At 71.9% G+C, this 14,447-nt stretch carries 21 protein-coding genes; 14 read left to right on the top strand and 7 right to left on the bottom strand.

What is annotated here, in order from left to right:
• Window positions 1-45: 45 nt before the first annotated feature.
• Complete coding sequence (locus ACZ6NZ_RS12990) at window positions 46-618, bottom strand: DUF3000 domain-containing protein (RefSeq protein ID WP_465858380.1); 573 nt, start codon at window positions 616-618, stop codon at window positions 46-48.
• Window positions 619-755: 137 nt separating this feature from the next.
• On the opposite strand from ACZ6NZ_RS12990, the gene hemE reads away from it, so the two are divergent.
• The 3 genes from hemE to hemQ are packed head-to-tail and all read left to right on the top strand — an operon-like array spanning window position 756 to window position 3,968.
• Window positions 756-1,853: a uroporphyrinogen decarboxylase gene (gene hemE, locus ACZ6NZ_RS12985; protein WP_465858379.1), complete on the top strand. Its 1,098-nt coding sequence runs from the start codon at window positions 756-758 to the stop codon at window positions 1,851-1,853.
• A 7-nt stretch (window positions 1,854-1,860) separates the two neighbouring features.
• Complete coding sequence (gene hemG / locus ACZ6NZ_RS12980; RefSeq protein ID WP_465858378.1) at window positions 1,861-3,270, top strand: protoporphyrinogen oxidase; 1,410 nt, start codon at window positions 1,861-1,863, stop codon at window positions 3,268-3,270.
• Window positions 3,267-3,968, top strand: a complete 702-nt coding sequence (hemQ, locus tag ACZ6NZ_RS12975) for a hydrogen peroxide-dependent heme synthase (RefSeq protein WP_366607173.1) — start codon at window positions 3,267-3,269, stop codon at window positions 3,966-3,968. Before hemG ends, hemQ begins: the two co-directional genes overlap by 4 nt.
• 246 nt (window positions 3,969-4,214) lie before the next feature.
• On the opposite strand, the gene ACZ6NZ_RS12970 is transcribed toward hemQ, so the two are convergent.
• From ACZ6NZ_RS12970 to ACZ6NZ_RS12955, 4 genes are all read right to left on the bottom strand, one after another.
• Window positions 4,215-4,721, bottom strand: coding sequence for a GNAT family N-acetyltransferase (locus tag ACZ6NZ_RS12970; RefSeq protein ID WP_465858377.1), 507 nt, complete (start codon window positions 4,719-4,721; stop codon window positions 4,215-4,217).
• 91 nt (window positions 4,722-4,812) lie between these two features.
• Complete coding sequence (locus tag ACZ6NZ_RS12965; RefSeq protein WP_465858376.1) at window positions 4,813-5,907, bottom strand: lytic polysaccharide monooxygenase auxiliary activity family 9 protein; 1,095 nt, start codon at window positions 5,905-5,907, stop codon at window positions 4,813-4,815.
• 117 nt (window positions 5,908-6,024) lie between these two features.
• Complete coding sequence (locus ACZ6NZ_RS12960; protein ID WP_465858375.1) at window positions 6,025-6,480, bottom strand: GNAT family N-acetyltransferase; 456 nt, start codon at window positions 6,478-6,480, stop codon at window positions 6,025-6,027.
• Window positions 6,481-6,563: 83 nt separating this feature from the next.
• A complete protein-coding gene (locus tag ACZ6NZ_RS12955) occupies window positions 6,564-6,824 on the bottom strand; it encodes a Prokaryotic metallothionein (RefSeq protein ID WP_355009369.1) in 261 nt (86 codons plus the stop codon).
• A gap of 155 nt (window positions 6,825-6,979) precedes the next feature.
• Between ACZ6NZ_RS12955 and ACZ6NZ_RS12950 the strand changes: the two genes are divergently transcribed.
• From ACZ6NZ_RS12950 to ACZ6NZ_RS12940, 3 genes are all read left to right on the top strand, one after another.
• Window positions 6,980-7,255, top strand: coding sequence for an isoamylase early set domain-containing protein (locus tag ACZ6NZ_RS12950; RefSeq protein ID WP_465858374.1), 276 nt, complete (start codon window positions 6,980-6,982; stop codon window positions 7,253-7,255).
• Window positions 7,256-7,364: 109 nt separating this feature from the next.
• Window positions 7,365-8,105 (top strand): lytic polysaccharide monooxygenase, encoded by a 741-nt coding sequence (locus ACZ6NZ_RS12945; protein WP_465858373.1) that lies wholly within the window; start codon window positions 7,365-7,367, stop codon window positions 8,103-8,105.
• 64 nt (window positions 8,106-8,169) lie between these two features.
• Entirely contained in the window at window positions 8,170-8,778 is a 609-nt protein-coding gene (locus ACZ6NZ_RS12940) for a DUF305 domain-containing protein (RefSeq protein ID WP_366607183.1), read from the top strand.
• 12 nt (window positions 8,779-8,790) lie between these two features.
• Here the strand turns inward: ACZ6NZ_RS12940 and msrB are convergent, their stop codons facing one another.
• Window positions 8,791-9,195, bottom strand: coding sequence for a peptide-methionine (R)-S-oxide reductase MsrB (gene msrB / locus ACZ6NZ_RS12935; RefSeq protein WP_030336225.1), 405 nt, complete (start codon window positions 9,193-9,195; stop codon window positions 8,791-8,793).
• Window positions 9,196-9,242: 47 nt separating this feature from the next.
• Here msrB and ligD point away from each other — a divergent pair, with 47 nt between their 5' ends.
• On the top strand, window positions 9,243-10,274 hold the full coding sequence (gene ligD, locus ACZ6NZ_RS12930) for a non-homologous end-joining DNA ligase (RefSeq protein WP_465858372.1): 1,032 nt from the start codon (window positions 9,243-9,245) through the stop codon (window positions 10,272-10,274).
• A 13-nt stretch (window positions 10,275-10,287) separates the two neighbouring features.
• Here the strand turns inward: ligD and ACZ6NZ_RS12925 are convergent, their stop codons facing one another.
• Entirely contained in the window at window positions 10,288-10,593 is a 306-nt protein-coding gene (locus ACZ6NZ_RS12925; protein WP_465858371.1) for a hypothetical protein, read from the bottom strand.
• 67 nt (window positions 10,594-10,660) lie between these two features.
• Between ACZ6NZ_RS12925 and ACZ6NZ_RS12920 the strand changes: the two genes are divergently transcribed.
• The 7 genes from ACZ6NZ_RS12920 to ACZ6NZ_RS12890 all read left to right on the top strand — a co-directional run bounded on the left by ACZ6NZ_RS12920 (window position 10,661) and on the right by ACZ6NZ_RS12890 (window position 14,440).
• Complete coding sequence (locus ACZ6NZ_RS12920; RefSeq protein WP_357221000.1) at window positions 10,661-10,849, top strand: hypothetical protein; 189 nt, start codon at window positions 10,661-10,663, stop codon at window positions 10,847-10,849.
• A gap of 74 nt (window positions 10,850-10,923) precedes the next feature.
• Entirely contained in the window at window positions 10,924-12,174 is a 1,251-nt protein-coding gene (locus ACZ6NZ_RS12915) for an HNH endonuclease signature motif containing protein (protein ID WP_465858370.1), read from the top strand.
• 121 nt (window positions 12,175-12,295) lie between these two features.
• On the top strand, window positions 12,296-12,925 hold the full coding sequence (locus ACZ6NZ_RS12910; RefSeq protein ID WP_465858369.1) for a hypothetical protein: 630 nt from the start codon (window positions 12,296-12,298) through the stop codon (window positions 12,923-12,925).
• Window positions 12,922-13,536 (top strand): YdeI/OmpD-associated family protein, encoded by a 615-nt coding sequence (locus tag ACZ6NZ_RS12905; RefSeq protein ID WP_465858368.1) that lies wholly within the window; start codon window positions 12,922-12,924, stop codon window positions 13,534-13,536. The genes ACZ6NZ_RS12910 and ACZ6NZ_RS12905 overlap by 4 nt, the downstream gene beginning before the upstream one ends.
• Before the next feature lie 48 nt (window positions 13,537-13,584).
• The gene (locus ACZ6NZ_RS12900) at window positions 13,585-14,064 is read left to right on the top strand and encodes a DUF2975 domain-containing protein (protein ID WP_465858367.1); all 480 of its coding nucleotides are present in this window, start codon (window positions 13,585-13,587) and stop codon (window positions 14,062-14,064) included.
• Window positions 14,064-14,279, top strand: a complete 216-nt coding sequence (locus ACZ6NZ_RS12895; protein ID WP_030336216.1) for a helix-turn-helix domain-containing protein — start codon at window positions 14,064-14,066, stop codon at window positions 14,277-14,279. The genes ACZ6NZ_RS12900 and ACZ6NZ_RS12895 overlap by 1 nt, the downstream gene beginning before the upstream one ends.
• Complete coding sequence (locus tag ACZ6NZ_RS12890) at window positions 14,276-14,440, top strand: hypothetical protein (RefSeq protein WP_366607196.1); 165 nt, start codon at window positions 14,276-14,278, stop codon at window positions 14,438-14,440. Before ACZ6NZ_RS12895 ends, ACZ6NZ_RS12890 begins: the two co-directional genes overlap by 4 nt.
• The last annotated feature ends 7 nt before the right edge of the window (window positions 14,441-14,447 follow it).

Raw genomic sequence — 14,447 nt, 5'->3', positions numbered from 1 at the left:
TGTGTCGATCAGGTGTCCGCAAGATGTCCTCCCGAGGGCCAAACGTCAGGCTGCGCCGGCCGGGCGGCGGTCGGCGAGGGCGGTGACGCCCGGTGGGGGGAGACCGGCGGTGGAGGCGAGCAGGGCGCACCAGCCGAGCAGGTGTGGGGTCAGGTCGTCGTCGACCGGCGTCCAGGACGCGCGGATCTCGATGTCACCGATGGTGGGTGGCCCGGCGAGGTCGCCGAACCGGGTCGACATGGTCTGCGTCACCGTTCCGCCGATCGCCCGGTGGCTGGCGTCCTGGGCGTCCAACGCGTCGGTCAGCCACGTCCAGCCGACCCCGGGCAGCAGCGGGTCGGCGGCCAGATCGACCTCCAACTCGGCTGTCACGTAGGTGACCAGCCGCAGGGTGCCCTGCCATGCCTCGTGCCCGACCGGGTTGTGCAGCAGAATCAGCCGGCCGGTCGCCACCTCGTCGTCGTCGCGCAGCACTGTCGCGGCGAGGGCGAACGCGTACGGGGCCAGCCGCTGGGGGGCGCCGACCTCCTCCAGGGTGATCTCCGGCCGGGGGGCGGCCGACCGCAGCCCGGCGACCGCGCGGGCGAACGTCTCCGGGAGCGCGATCGGGGGGGGCATGTCGGCAGCCTATGCCGCCGTCCGTCGCCCGCTTCGACGGCGCGCCGACGCTCGTGAAGGGCGCCGGGCGTAAGGAACGGTGCCCTTCCTCTCACCCCCACCCGGTTGGAGGTGGTGGGCGTGGCACGATTGCGGCGATGACCACGGACACCACGGGCACTGCCGCCCGAGACGGAGAATCCCGCCCCGGCGGACCGGCCGACTCGCCCTTCATCCGGGCCTGCCGACGTCGGCCCGTCCCGCACACCCCGGTCTGGTTCATGCGCCAGGCCGGCCGCTCCCTCCCGGAGTACCGGGAGATCCGGGCGAGCGTGCCGATGCTGGAGTCCTGCCGGCGCCCCGAGCTGGTCACCGAGATCACCCTCCAGCCGGTGCGCCGCCACGGCGTGGACGCGGCGATCCTGTTCAGCGACATCGTGGTGCCCGTCGCCGCCGCCGGGATCGACCTGGACATCGTGCCGGGCACCGGCCCGGTGGTCGCCGAGCCGATCCGCACCGCCGCCGACGTGGAGCGGATCCGCCTGATCACCCGCGACGACGTCTCGTACGTCGACGAGGCCGTCCGGCAGTTGGTGGTCGAGCTCGGCGACACCCCGCTGATCGGTTTCGCCGGTGCGCCGTTCACGCTGGCCAGCTATCTGGTCGAGGGCGGGCCGTCGCGCACCCACGCGAAGACCAAGGCCCTGATGTACGGCGACCCGGAGCTGTGGCACGCGCTGTGCGCCCGGCTGGCCGAGGTGACGCTCGCCTTCCTGCGGGTGCAGATCGAGGCCGGCGTCTCCGCCGTGCAGCTGTTCGACTCGTGGGCCGGCGCGCTCTCCGAGGCCGACTACCGCCGTTTCGTGCTGCCACACTCGACCACAGTGCTGAGCGGTCTCGCCACCGCCGGGGTGCCGCGGATCCACTTCGGGGTGGGCACCGCCGAGCTGCTCGGCGCGATGGGCGAGGCCGGGGCCGACGTGGTCGGCGTCGACTGGCGTACGCCGCTGGACGTGGCCACCGGCCGGATCGGCGCGGACAAGGCGGTGCAGGGCAACCTGGACCCGACTGTGCTGCTCGCGCCGTGGCCGGTGGTGGAGGCCGAGGTGCGCCGCATCCTGGAGCAGGGCCGGGCGGCCCCCGGGCACGTGTTCAACCTCGGTCACGGGGTGCTGCCGGAGACCGACCCGGAGGTGCTGACCCGGGTGGTGGCGCTGGTGCACGAGCTCTCCAGCCGCCGGGCCGACCAGGGCTGAGAAGGCGATGCGGCAGCCCTGGCGGGTGGCGGTGGTCGGCGGCGGGATCGCCGGGCTGGCCGCCGCGGTCCGCCTGCGCGACCGCGCGCCCGCCGGCACCGAGATCACGGTGTACGAGCAGTCCGGCGCGCTGGGCGGAAAGCTGCGCACCGGGGAGCTGGCCGGTCAGCCGGTGGAGTTCGGCGCGGAGTCGTTCCTGATGCGGGACCCGACCGGCGCCGAGAGCGCGGCGGTGGCCCTCGCCCGCCGGCTCGGGCTGGCCGAGAAGATCGTGCACCCCACTGTGGGGCAGGCCGCGCTGGTCATCGACGGAGGGCTGCGCCCGATCCCGGGCGGCACCCTGGTGGGCGTACCCGGGGATCTGGATCGGGTGGCCAGCGTCGCCCGCCCGGTCGCGAACGCCGACGTCGACGGCGGTCGGCCGCTGGTCGGGCCGGACGCGGACGTCTCGGTGGGCGCGCTGGTCCGGTCCCGCTTCGGCGACGAGGTCGTCGAGCGGTTGGTCGACCCGATGCTGGGCGGCGTGTACGCGGGCCGCGCCGACGATCTGTCCCTGGTCACGACGATGCCGGCGTTGGCCCGCACGGCCCGGGTGGAGCACACCCTGGTCGGTGCGGTCCGGGCCGCGCAGGCCGCCGCGCCGCGCGCGCCCGGCGCCCCGGTCTTCGGCACCCTCGCCGGTGGGCTCAGCACCCTGGTCGAGGCCGCCGTGACGGCCAGCGGCGCGACGGTACGGCGGAACGCGGCCGTGCGTGAGCTGACAGCGACCGACACGGGTTGGCGGCTCACCGTCGGCCCGACCCGCGACCCCGAACTGGTCGACGTGGACGCGGTGGTGCTGGCCGTGCCGGCGCGACCGGCGGCGCGGCTGCTGGCCGGCCCCGCGCCGGCGGTGGCGGCGGGCGTCGGAGCGCTGGACTACGCGAGCGTCGCGCTGGTCACCATGGCGTTGCCGCAGCCGCGGCTACCCGAGCTGTCCGGCTTCCTGGTGCCGAGCACCGAGGGTCTGCTGATCAAGGCGGCGACCTTCTTCACCACCAAGTGGGGGCACCTGCGCCAGCCGGACGGGTTGGCCCTGGTGCGCGCCTCGGTGGGCCGGTACGGCGAGGAGGCGCACCTGCAACGCCCGGACGCGGACCTGGCGGCCACCGTGCACCGGGAGTTGTCGGCGGTGCTCGGCACTCCGCTGCCCGCCCCGGTCGACGGGCACGTGCAGCGGTGGGGCGGTGCGCTGCCGCAGTACGCGCCGGGGCACGCCGACCGGCTCGGCGGCGCGCGGGCGGCGCTGCGGGCCGCGCACCCCACACTGGTCCTCGCCGGCGCCGGCTACGACGGCGTCGGCATCCCGGTCTGCGTCCGCTCCGGCGAGACGGCGGCCGAAGAGATCATCACAGCACTGGGAGGATCGGCGAGATGACCGAGCAGACCAACGCGGCCCGGTTGCGGGAGCTGAACGACAGCATCCGCTACACCATGTGGTCGGTGTTCCGGGCCAGCTCACCGCTGCCGTCGCTGCGGGACAACGTCACCGGCGAGGTGGTGTCCCTCTTCGACGAGCTGGCCGGCAAGGACGTCGTGGTGCGGGGCGTCTACGACGTCTCCGGGCTGCGCGCCGACGCGGACGTGATGATCTGGTGGCACTCCGCGTCTCCCGACGCGCTCCAGGACGCCTACCTGCGGTTCCGCCGCACCACGCTGGGCCGGGCGCTGACCCCGGTGTGGTCGCAGATGGCGCTGCACCGGCCGGCGGAGTTCAACAAGAGCCACATCCCGGCGTTCCTGGCCGGTGAGGAGGCTCGCCCCTACATCTGCGTGTACCCGTTCGTCCGCTCCTACGAGTGGTACCTGCTGCCCGACGCCGAGCGGCGCGAGATGCTCGCCGAGCACGGCAAAATGGCCCGCGGCTACCCGGACGTGCGGGCCAACACCGTCGCCTCGTTCGCGCTCGGCGACTACGAGTGGATGCTCGCCTTCGAGGCCGACGAACTGCACCGGATCGTCGACCTGATGCGTGACCTGCGCGCCTCCGGCGCCCGCCGGCACGTCCGCGAAGAGGTCCCGTTCTACACCGGCCGCCGCCGCACAGTAGCCGAAATCGTCAACTGCCTGGTCTAACGGTCCCCACCCGCCCTCCCGCCCCGCCCCCGCCCCGCCCTCCCGCCCCCGCGATCTTGCACTTTCTGTCCCGGCGAAAGGGGCATAGGGCGCGATCTGGCAACCGAAAGTGCAAGATCGGCGCTATGACTGCCCGACCTCGTCGATCATGGAGTTGTGGTGCCTGGTTTGGGTGCGTGGGGGCGCTTTGTCAACCACCACAAGTCCTTGATCGACGATGGGCGCGGGGGTGGCGGGGCGTCTCGCTTAGCGTGGCGGGGTGCGGTGGAGGGGGCGGAGCATGATCTGTTCTCGGCGTACGCCGTCGGGCATGAGGTCAGCCGGCTCGTCGGTCAACCGGAAGCCGGCGCGGTGGTAGAGGGACTTGGCGCGCGTGTTGTCCAGCCTGACGGAGAGCCGTAGCCGCTCGGCGCCGCGCCTCTGGGCCCAGTGCGCCACCTCGTTCACCAGGCGGTCGCCGACACCGCTGCCGCGGGCGTCGGGGTGCACCCACATCGAGATCAGGTCCAGCGTCAGCGGGTCCGACGTGGGTACGCCGCTCGACATCCCAACCGGACGCCCGGCCAGGACGGCCACCAGGTTGAGTGAGCCGGGGATGCTCAACCGGTCGCGCCAGCGCTGCTCGCGATCGCCGTCGCCCTGCCAGTCGGCGAGCCGTGAGCCGAACGCTTCCGGTGCCTCGGCGAGGGCGGCCAGCCGCAGCTTCCGCCAGGTGGACCAGTCGTCGGGGGTGAGCACCAAGATGTCGATCATGCGGAGATGGTGCCCGGACGGATCGCCGGGCACCACCGCATTCCCGCCGGCCGGCGCCGCACCCCCGCCCGGGTGCGGCGCCGGTCGGGGATCAACTGGTCGTCGTACAGGAGACCAGCGGAACCGGGTTGCTGCCGTTCCACGAGCCGAGGAAACCGAACGTGGTGCTCGCTCCGGCGGCAAGTGTGCCGTTGTGGTTCGCGTTACGTGCGGTGACCAGCGTGCCGTTGCTGCTGACCGTGGCGTTCCACGACGAGGTGACCTGCTGGCCGTTGCCGTAGTTCCAGCTCACCGACCAGCCTCGGGTCGGTGATCCGCCGGCGGTCACCTTCACGTCGGCCTGGAAGCCGCCGGCCCACTGGCCGGTGACCTGGTACGTCGCCGTGCAGGCACCCGCCGGCGGCGGGGTGGTCGGCGGTGGCGTGGTGGGCGGCGGGGTGGTGGGTGGCGGCGTGGTCGGTGGGGGAGTGGTGGGCGGCTCGTTCGACCCGCCGCCGAAGTCGACGTCGCTGCACAGGTAGTACGACTGGTCGAAGTGGCTGGCCTGCCAGACGGTGTAGACGATGTGCCGTCCGGTGCGTCCCGGAGCGCTCACCGGGATCTGGATCGAGACGCCACCGGTGTCCTTGTCCCACTGCGAGGCCGGGGTGTTGCCGATCTGGCCGGCCAACTCCAGGTTGCCCCAGCCGAGCGGCTGGGTGGCGGAGTTGAAGCCCTGCTTCGTCACGTACACCCGGATGTAGTCGGCGCCGTGGCTGGCCTGGTCGAAGAAGCGGAGCCGGAAGTTGTTCGACACCGAGGTGGTCTTCCAGGCGCCGACGGTGTCCAGCGAGTTGTAGCGGGGGCTCTGGGTGCGTCCACCGCTGCACAGCTGGCCGTCGGGGACGGCGGCCTGGTGGTTGCCGCCGACTCCCTCGCGGAACAGGCCGTTCCAGTTCCACATGGCGGCCGGGTCGGCCTGCCAGGCCTGCCAGCACATCGGGTCCTCGGTGGCCATCCGGGGGTTCTGGAAGTCGCCGCCCCAGCGTTGCCAGCAGCTGTAGTTACGCGAGGCCGGGTCGACGACCGAACCGTGCGCCGAAGCGGGCCTGGTCAGGATGGTGGTCAGTGCGGTCGTCAACAGGAGCGTGATGGTCGCCGCGGCGGCGAAAAACCAGAGCACGCGTCGTGATCGGGTGAGAGACATGGAGCCCCCGGGGGGATGAGTCGGACGTCGACACCCGGATCGTCGGGAGTTGCCCACTCCCGCGCCTGATCGCTGGCTCCCGCGATGGCTCTACCCGGCACCATGCCAGCCCGATCGTCAGCCGTCAATGGCCTCGCGTCGCATGGGCGTGTGCGGGATGCCGTCCTCGACGTACTCCGGGCCGCTGACCGTGAAGCCGTGCCGGGTGTAGAACCCGACCAGGTGCGACTGGGCGTCCAGCACGCAGGGACGGCTGCCCACCACCTCCAGCGCCGCCTCCATCAGCCGGCCGGCGTGTCCGCCGCCGCGCGCCGCCGGGGCCACCACCACCCGACCGATCCGGGCGACACCGTCCGGGTCGGCCAGAATCCGCAGGTACGCCAGCGGCGCGCCGCCGTCGGTGAGCCAGACGTGCCGGGTGCCCGGCTCGACGTCCCGCCCGTCCAGCTCCGGGTACGGGCAGTTCTGCTCCACCACGAACACGTCGATGCGCAATCTGAGCAGGTCGTGGAGGGTGCGGGCGTTCAGGTCGGCGAAGGAGGCCGTCCGGAGTTCGGTGGTCTGCTGGGGCATCCACCGATGGTAGGTCGGGCGGGGTTCACCGGGATCCCGCCCGGTCCGGTGCCACGTGGGTGGCGGCGGCCGGGCGGGCGCGGTCAGGCCGGACGGGCGCCGACGGCGTCGCGGATCTCCGCGCCCACCGCTCCCTCGACGGCGCGGGCGCAGTGTGCGCAGCAGAAGAAGCGGCCGTTGACCTCGACGCCGTGCCCGGAGATCTTGACCTGGCAGTGCTCGCAGATCGGAGCCATGCGGTGGATCGCGCACTCGAACGAGTCGAAGGTGTGCACGTCGCCACTGACGGTGTGCACCTCGAACGCCATCCAGTAGTCGTTGCCGCAGACCTCGCAGGTTGCCACCGAAAACCCCCGTTACATGGACAAGTGCGTACAGAATCCTCCAGGTGGCACCGGTGCAGGGGCGGAACGTCCACGCCCGACCGCGACCGCGGCGTGTCGGCGTCGGCGTGTTGCCCGTTGGGCCTGGTGAACCGCCGCAACCCCGGAGGATCACCGTGATCAAGCGCAACAGGCTCTTCGGCAACCAGACCCGGGTCACCTTCTGTCTGCCCCGCGACGTCCCGCCCGGCCCGGTGAGCGTCGTCGGCTCGTTCAACGGCTGGCAGCCCGGTCGACACGAGTTGGTGACCCGCCGCGACGGCACCCGGACGGTGACGGTGAAGCTGCCGCCGGGGGAGTACCGGTTCCGCTACCTCGGCACCGGCGGCGTCTGGTTGGACGACGAGTCGGCCGACGAGGTCGACGACGGGGGCAGCCTGCTCCGACTCTGAGAAGAAAACTGCCACCATCGATGCATTTATCGATGAGAGTCTTTACTGTTAACAATGTTTAAATTACTTTGAGGGGCACCTCACCGCACCCGAAGAAGGAGCTGCCCCGATGCGTCGAACAATCACCGTCCCGCTGGTGGCGGCGGGCGCCGTCGCCGCCACCCTCACCGTCGCCGCCCCCGCGCAGGCGCACGGCTACGTCTCCGCCCCACCGAGCCGGCAGGCGCTCTGCGCGCAGGGCCGGGTGCCCGACTGCGGGCAGATCAAGTACGAGCCGCAGAGCGTCGAAGGGCCCAAGGGCCTGCGCAGCTGCAATGCCGGAATCTCCCAGTTCGCCGTCCTCAACGACGACAGCCGGGGCTGGCCGGCCACCTCGGTGGGCAGCTCGCTGACCTTCACCTGGGTGAACACCGCCCGGCACGCCACCAGCAACTGGGAGTACTGGATCGGCAACACCCGCGTCGGCGTGGTCAACGGCAACAACCAGCAGCCGGGCGCCACGGTGTCGCACAACGTCAACCTCGGCGGCTTCTCCGGCCGGCAGAAGATCCTCGCCGTGTGGAACATCTCCGACACGGCGAACGCCTTCTACTCCTGCATCGACGTGCAGATCGGTGGCGGCGGGTCGACCCCGACCCCGACCCCGAGCCCGACCGCCACCCCACGGCCCACCCCGACCCCCACCCCGACCAATCCGCCCGCCCAGGGCGGCACGTGGGCGTCGGGCCGGGCGTACCAGGTCGGCGACCAGGTCACCTACGGCGGGGCGACGTACCGCTGCCGGCAGCCGCACACCGCGATCCCGGGCTGGGAGCCGCCGAACGTACCGGCGCTCTGGCTCCAGGTCTGACCGCACGGGTGCGGCCCCTGGCCGCACCCGTGTCGCCGCTCTCGCGTGAACGGAGGCAACCGGCATGCCCCGCCGTACCCCGCTGGTCTTTCTCGTCGCGGCCCTGCTGCTCACCGCAGCCTGCGCCGGACCGACCACGTCGAGCCCGTCGACCCTGCCGCAGCCGGCACCCGCGTCCCCGGCCGGCTCGGCGGCGGCCGGGTCCGCGGGTGCCGGGTCCCCGATCGAGGCGGACTCGATGAGCGGGATCGACGTGGTGTTCCTGAGCACGATGGTCGGGCACAGCGAACGCACCCTGCAGATCGTCCGGCTGGCCCGGGACCGGGTACGCGACGACGCGCTGCGCACCCTGGCCGCCGCCGTCGAGGCGACCGAGGCCGACGAACTGGCCGCCATGCGCGGCTGGCTGCCCACGACCGGGCCGGGCGCCAGCGCGGCCGCACACCACCACGACGGGCACGGCGACGACGCCGCGCTCGACCGGCTGCGCACCGCGCCGGACGCGGACGTCGACCGCGTGCTGCGCGAGGTGCTCGCCGAGCACCAGCGATGGGCCGCCGACCTGGCCCGGTCCCAGGTCGGTGTCGGCCGCAACGAGCAGGTCCGCGACCTGGCCCGCCGGATCGAGCAGTCCCGGACCGCCGAGGTCGAACTGCTCAGGGGTACGCCCTGAGCGGCTCCTCGCTCAGCGGGGTTCCAGCTTGATGGAGACCGAGTTGACGCAGTGCCGGGTGTCCTTCGGGGTGAAGCCCTCGCCGTGGAAGACGTGCCCGAGGTGACTGTCGCAGCGGGCGCAGCGGATCTCCGTACGGGCCATGCCGAGGCTGCGGTCCTCGATCTCCTTGACCCGGCCCGGGATGGCGTCGTCGAAGCTCGGCCAACCGCAGTGCGAGTCGAACTTCGTGTCGCTGGAGAACAGCTCCAGCCCGCAGGCGCGGCAGTGGTAGACCCCCTGGGTCTTCGTGTCCACGTACTCGCCCGTCCACGGGCGTTCGGTGCCGGCCTCCCGGAGAACGTGGAACTCCTCGGGGGTCAGTCGGACCCGCCACTCTTCGTCGGTACGGGGCAGCTCGTTGTCGTCAAGACTCACCCGTCAACGGTACGTCGAACGTCGGGGGCGTGGCATAAGGTCGCGGGATGGGTGGCACCAAGGCTGCGGCCGCCGAGATCGAAGTAGCCGGGCACACCGTCCGGTTGAGCAGTCCGGACCGGGTGATCTTCCCGCAGCGGGGGTTCACCAAGGCGGACGTCTTCCACTACTACCTCGCGGTCGGCGACGGGATCATGCGCGCCCTGCGGGACCGGCCGACCACCCTGCAACGCTTCCCCGAGGGCATCGAGGGCGAGGCCTTCTTCCAGAAGCGGGTGCCCACCCGGGGCGTGCCGCCCTGGGTGACGACCGCGCAGATCACCTTCCCGAGCGGTCGGAGCGCCGCGGAGCTCTGCCCGGCCGACCTGGCGCACGTGGCCTGGGCGGCGCAGATGGGCACGATCGTCTTCCACCCGTGGCCCGTGCGGGCCGCCGACGTCGACCGCCCCGACGAGCTGCGCATCGACCTGGACCCGCAGCCCGGCACCGACTTCGCCGACGCCGCCCGGGCCGCCGGCGAGGTCCGCGCGCTCCTCGACGAGCTGGGCGCGACCGGCTGGCCGAAGACCTCCGGCGGTCGGGGCGTGCACGTCTACCTGCGCATCCAACCCCGCTGGACGTTCACCGAGGTGCGCCGGGCCACCATCGCGCTGGCCAGGGAGGTGGAACGCCGCAACCCCGACCTGGTCACCACGGCCTGGTGGAAGGAGGAGCGCGGCACCCGGGTCTTCGTCGACTTCAACCAGATGGCGCGCGACCGCACGATCGCCTGCGCGTACTCGCTGCGGGCCAACGCGCGGGCCACCGTCTCCACCCCGGTCACCTGGGACGAGCTGCCCGACGTCGACCCGGACGACTTCGACCTGCGCACCGTGCCGACCCGGCTCGCCGAGCGGGGTGACCCGCACGCCGGGATCGACGACGCACCGTGGGACATCACCCCGCTGCTGGAGTGGGCCGAGCGCGACGCCGCCGCCGGCCAGGGCGACCTGCCGTACCCGCCGGACCACCCGAAGATGCCCGGCGAACCCAAGCGGGTGCAGCCCAGCCGCGCCAAGCGCACCCCCGACGGTCCGTGACCGCCCCGCCGCCTCACGGCGGTGGCAGGGCCGTCCACGCCAGGAACCTCTCGAACAGCTCCCGTGGGTCGGGTCCCGGCTCGGGGTTGAGCTGGTAGAGGTCGGCCGTCGCGTCGAACAACTGGCTCGCCAGGTAGATCGACAACCCCACCCGATCCGTCCCGTACTGCACCCGCAGCAACATCCGAGCGAGTGGGCACGGCCAGGCGGCGGCGCACACCCGACAGAGCCACGTGGGCCGGCGCGGCAGGTGCTGGTGCACCGGATGCTGGTTGCGCAGCGGCCCGTCTCCAGGCGGCTCCCCACTCGACGTAGACATGCCCTTTACGGTGACCGGTAAGTTGCCCCGGGTCAAGGAGTCGGGTCATCTGTTTACCGTCCGGCATATGGATCTGGTGGGCGCTGCGGAGATTCGCGCGATGCTCGGTGGCATCAGCAAGCAGCGCGTTTATGTGATCACCAGCCATCGGAACTTCCCGGAACCCGTGGCCGACCTGGTCCAGGGCAAGGTCTGGCGGAGGTCGGACGTGGTGGCCTGGATCCGGGAGCACCGGCCGGAGTTGGCCGAGGGCTGACCCGGGCCTGATTGGGTCGCCCAGGGCGCTTCGTGCGGCCGCTTGTTGTCGTACACCTGTTCTAGAGTTTGCCTGTGATCGATGAGTTGGCGCGGGCGGAGGGTGCGGTGGCGGCCTGCGCCGACGCCTCGGCCTGGGCCCTCGCCGAGCACGATCTGATCGCGGTGCTCGATGCCACGCACCGGTTGCAGCAGCGGCTGGCGGCGGTGCAGTTGGCGGCGGTCCGCGAGTTGGACGGTCGGGGCACCGCTGTCGCGCAGGGCGCGTCCTCGACGGCTGTGTGGTTGCGCCACCGCCTGCGCCTCGACGTCGCCGCAGCGCGTCGGCTGGTCGGTCTCGCCGCCTCGCTCGACGTGGCTCCGCCCGCCGCGCGCGACGCTCTGGCGAGCGGCGCGGTCAGCGTGGAGCAGGCCCGGGTCATCGCCGACACGGCCGCCACGGTGTCGGCGTCGGCGGGCGTCGAGGTGGCCGACAAGGCGGTCGGCGTGCTGGTCGAGTGGGCGGCGCAGTTCGACCCCAGCCTGCTGCGTCGGATGGGCACCCGGATTCTCGACCACGTCGCCCCCGACCTTGCCGACGCCGCCGCTGCGGCGGCGCTGGCCGCCGAGGCCGCCCGGGCTGACCGCGACCGACACATCACCGTCTCCGAACAGGTCGGCGGGCGGCTCCGGCTCAGCGGCACGCTCGACGCGGAGGCCGCCGCGCTGCTGCGTGCCGTCATCGACCCGCTCAGCGCACCCGTCGGGCCCGACGACAACCGCTGCGCCGGGCAACGTCGCCACGACGCCCTCGCGGACGTGTGCCGGCTGGCACTTCGTGCCGGTGAGCTGCCCGAGAACGGCGGTGACCCGGCCCAGATTGTCGTCAGCACCGACTACGACGGGCTGACGCGGCAGTTGGGCGCCGGCACCCTCGACGTCGGTCTGCGGCTCACCCCCGACACGGTGCGCCGGCTCGCCTGCGACGCCGCCGTCCTGCCCGCCGTGCTCGGCGGCGCGGGCCAGGTCCTCGACGTGGGCCGGCAACGCCGCCTGATCACGGGGCCGCTGCGACGGGCACTGGTGTTGCGCGACGGCGGCTGCGCCTTCCCCGGCTGCGACCGGCCGGCGCGCTGGTGCGCCGCGCACCACATCCGGCACTGGGCCGACGGCGGCCCGACCAGCCTCGACAACGCGGTGCTGCTCTGCGGCCACCATCACCGGCACGTGCACCAGGCCGACTGGGTGGTTCGGCTGGGGGACGACGGCCACCCGGAGTTCGTGCCGCCGGCCTGGCTCGACCCCGACCAACTCCCGCGCCGCAACCACTACCACCGACGAACGTAGGCGGAACGGCATCGACCAGGCGGGAAAGCTGCTGGGTTGTGGGGTGGGCCTTCGGCGGTCTGCCGCTCGGTGACGATCTGCCGTCGACCATTGTGGATCTTGTCGTACTAGTCTGTGCCGCATGGCCTTACGACCGGACGAGTTCTACAACCGCGCGGTCGCCGCCGCGGACGAGGAGCGCCGCCTTCCCCGGGCGCGGATGACCGGGTGGGAGATCAGTCCGTTCGAGTCGGACGGACTTCGAGTGTCGCCGCTACGGCCTCCGGTGCTGCCGGAGCCGGCACGGCACGGCGAGGACCCGGCGGACTGCGATACCTGCCGCAACCGGGACGAGGGAATCTGGTTCAACGAGCGTTGGCGGTTGATCCGAATCCCGGGTGTGGGCGTCCCGCTTCTGCTCATGCTGTTGCCGCTCGATCACCACGACATGGAGGATCTCCCTGACGCGCTGGCTGCCGAACTTGGGCTGTTGAGCACCCGGATCGTTCGCCACATCCGAGCGCTGCCGCACGTCTCGCGGGCGCACGTCTACCGCTTCGGGGATGGCGGGGCTCACCTGCACGTCTGGTTCTTCGCTCGGCCCGAGGGGCAGGCTCAGTTGTTCGGGTCGTGGCTGATCGCCTGGGACGACCTGCTGCCGGAGTACCCGTCGGACGTGGCGGACGCCGACGCCGCGGCCGTCGTGGACGCGTTGATCGAGTCCCACGGAGGTCACCGGCTGTCAGACCCGGCGGATAGCTTGCCCGCATGACGAGCGCCGAGCTGGATGAGCTGATCGTCGCGGACGCCGACGCCCTGCGCGTGTGGTTGTCGGCCAACCACGCCACGTCCCCCGGTGTCTGGCTCGCCCTGACCAGGAAGGGCGGCACGGTCACGACGGTGACCTGGCAGCAGGCGGTCGACGAGGCTCTCTGCGTCGGCTGGATCGACGGGCAGGGTCGCAAGCGGGATGAGGAGTCGTCCTGGATCCGGTTCACCCCACGTCGGCCCCGCAGTGTCTGGTCCCAACGCAACGTCGCCAACGTTGCCCGGCTGGAGGAGCAGGGGCTGATGTTGGCGGCGGGCCGCGCCGCGGTGGACGCCGCGAAGGCGGATGGGCGGTGGGCGGCCGCCTACGCCCCGCCGTCCGAGGCGGAGGTGCCGGCCGACCTGTTGGCCGCCATCGCCGCCGAGCCCGCCGCCCAGGCCATGCTCGACGTGCTCACCAAGGCCAACCGGTTCGCTCTGATCCATCGTCTCAACGCCGTCAAACGGGCCGAGACCCGCGAGCGCAAGATCGGTGAATTCGTCGCCATGCTGGCCCGTCACGAGACGTTCTACCCCCAGAAGGCGAAGCCGGCACCCGAGCCGACGCTGCCGTGACCGAGACAACCGATTGACTTTCGATAGGTAACGAGCGAAACTCGATGCATGGTTAAAGAGCATCGAGCGGTTGCCGCTCTCCGAGTTTTCCTCGTGGTGCTGTTCGGGGTCCTGGTGGTGTTCCAGACCCTCTCGCTGCCCGGGCAGTTCAGGTACATGGCCGAGCAGTCGCCGCAGGACGCCCACCTCAGGTGGCCGGCGACCGCCGTGACGGTCTTCTGGGTGCTCTGCGTCCAGGTGATCATCGTCGCGACCTGGCAGCTGCTCAGCCTGGTCAAGAACGACCGCATCTTCACCGAGGCGTCCCTCAAGTGGGTGGACGCGATCGTCTGGTCCATCGCCGCCGCCTGGGTGGTGCTGGTGGCGGTCTTCCTCTGGGTCGGGTTCAACGCGGACGACCCGGGGCTGCCGCTGCTGCTGTTCCTGCTGACAGTGGGCGTCAGCGTGCTGGGGCTCCTCATGGTGGTGATGCGGGCGCTGTTGCGGCAGGCCACCACCCTGCGGACCGACATGGAAGCGGTGATCTGATGCCCATCGTCGTCCGCATCGACGTGGAGTTGGCCAAGCGGAAGATGAGCGTCGGAGAGTTCGCCGAGCGCGTCGGGCTCACCCCCGCCAACGTCGCGGTGCTGAAGAACGGCCGCGCCAAGGCGGTCCGCTTCAGCACCCTCGAAGCGATGTGCCGGGTGCTCGACTGCCAACCCGGAGACCTGCTGGAGTGGGTCGAGGAGGAAACCCCATGAGGTACGTCCTGATCGTCGGCGTCGTCCTCTCGGTGGCGCTCGGCATCACCGTCGTGGTGCTGGGCGGGGCCGACGACTCCCCGGGACTGCAGCTCATCGGCGTCATGCTGGTGCTCTGCGCGGTGGTCTTCGGCATCCGCAACCGTCGAGGCCGCAACTAGCCGTCCC

The organism is Micromonospora sp. NPDC047756 (assembly GCF_055587245.1).
The sequence above is the reverse complement of the archived record's forward strand: the minus strand, read 5'-3'. Positions and strand labels throughout refer to the sequence as shown.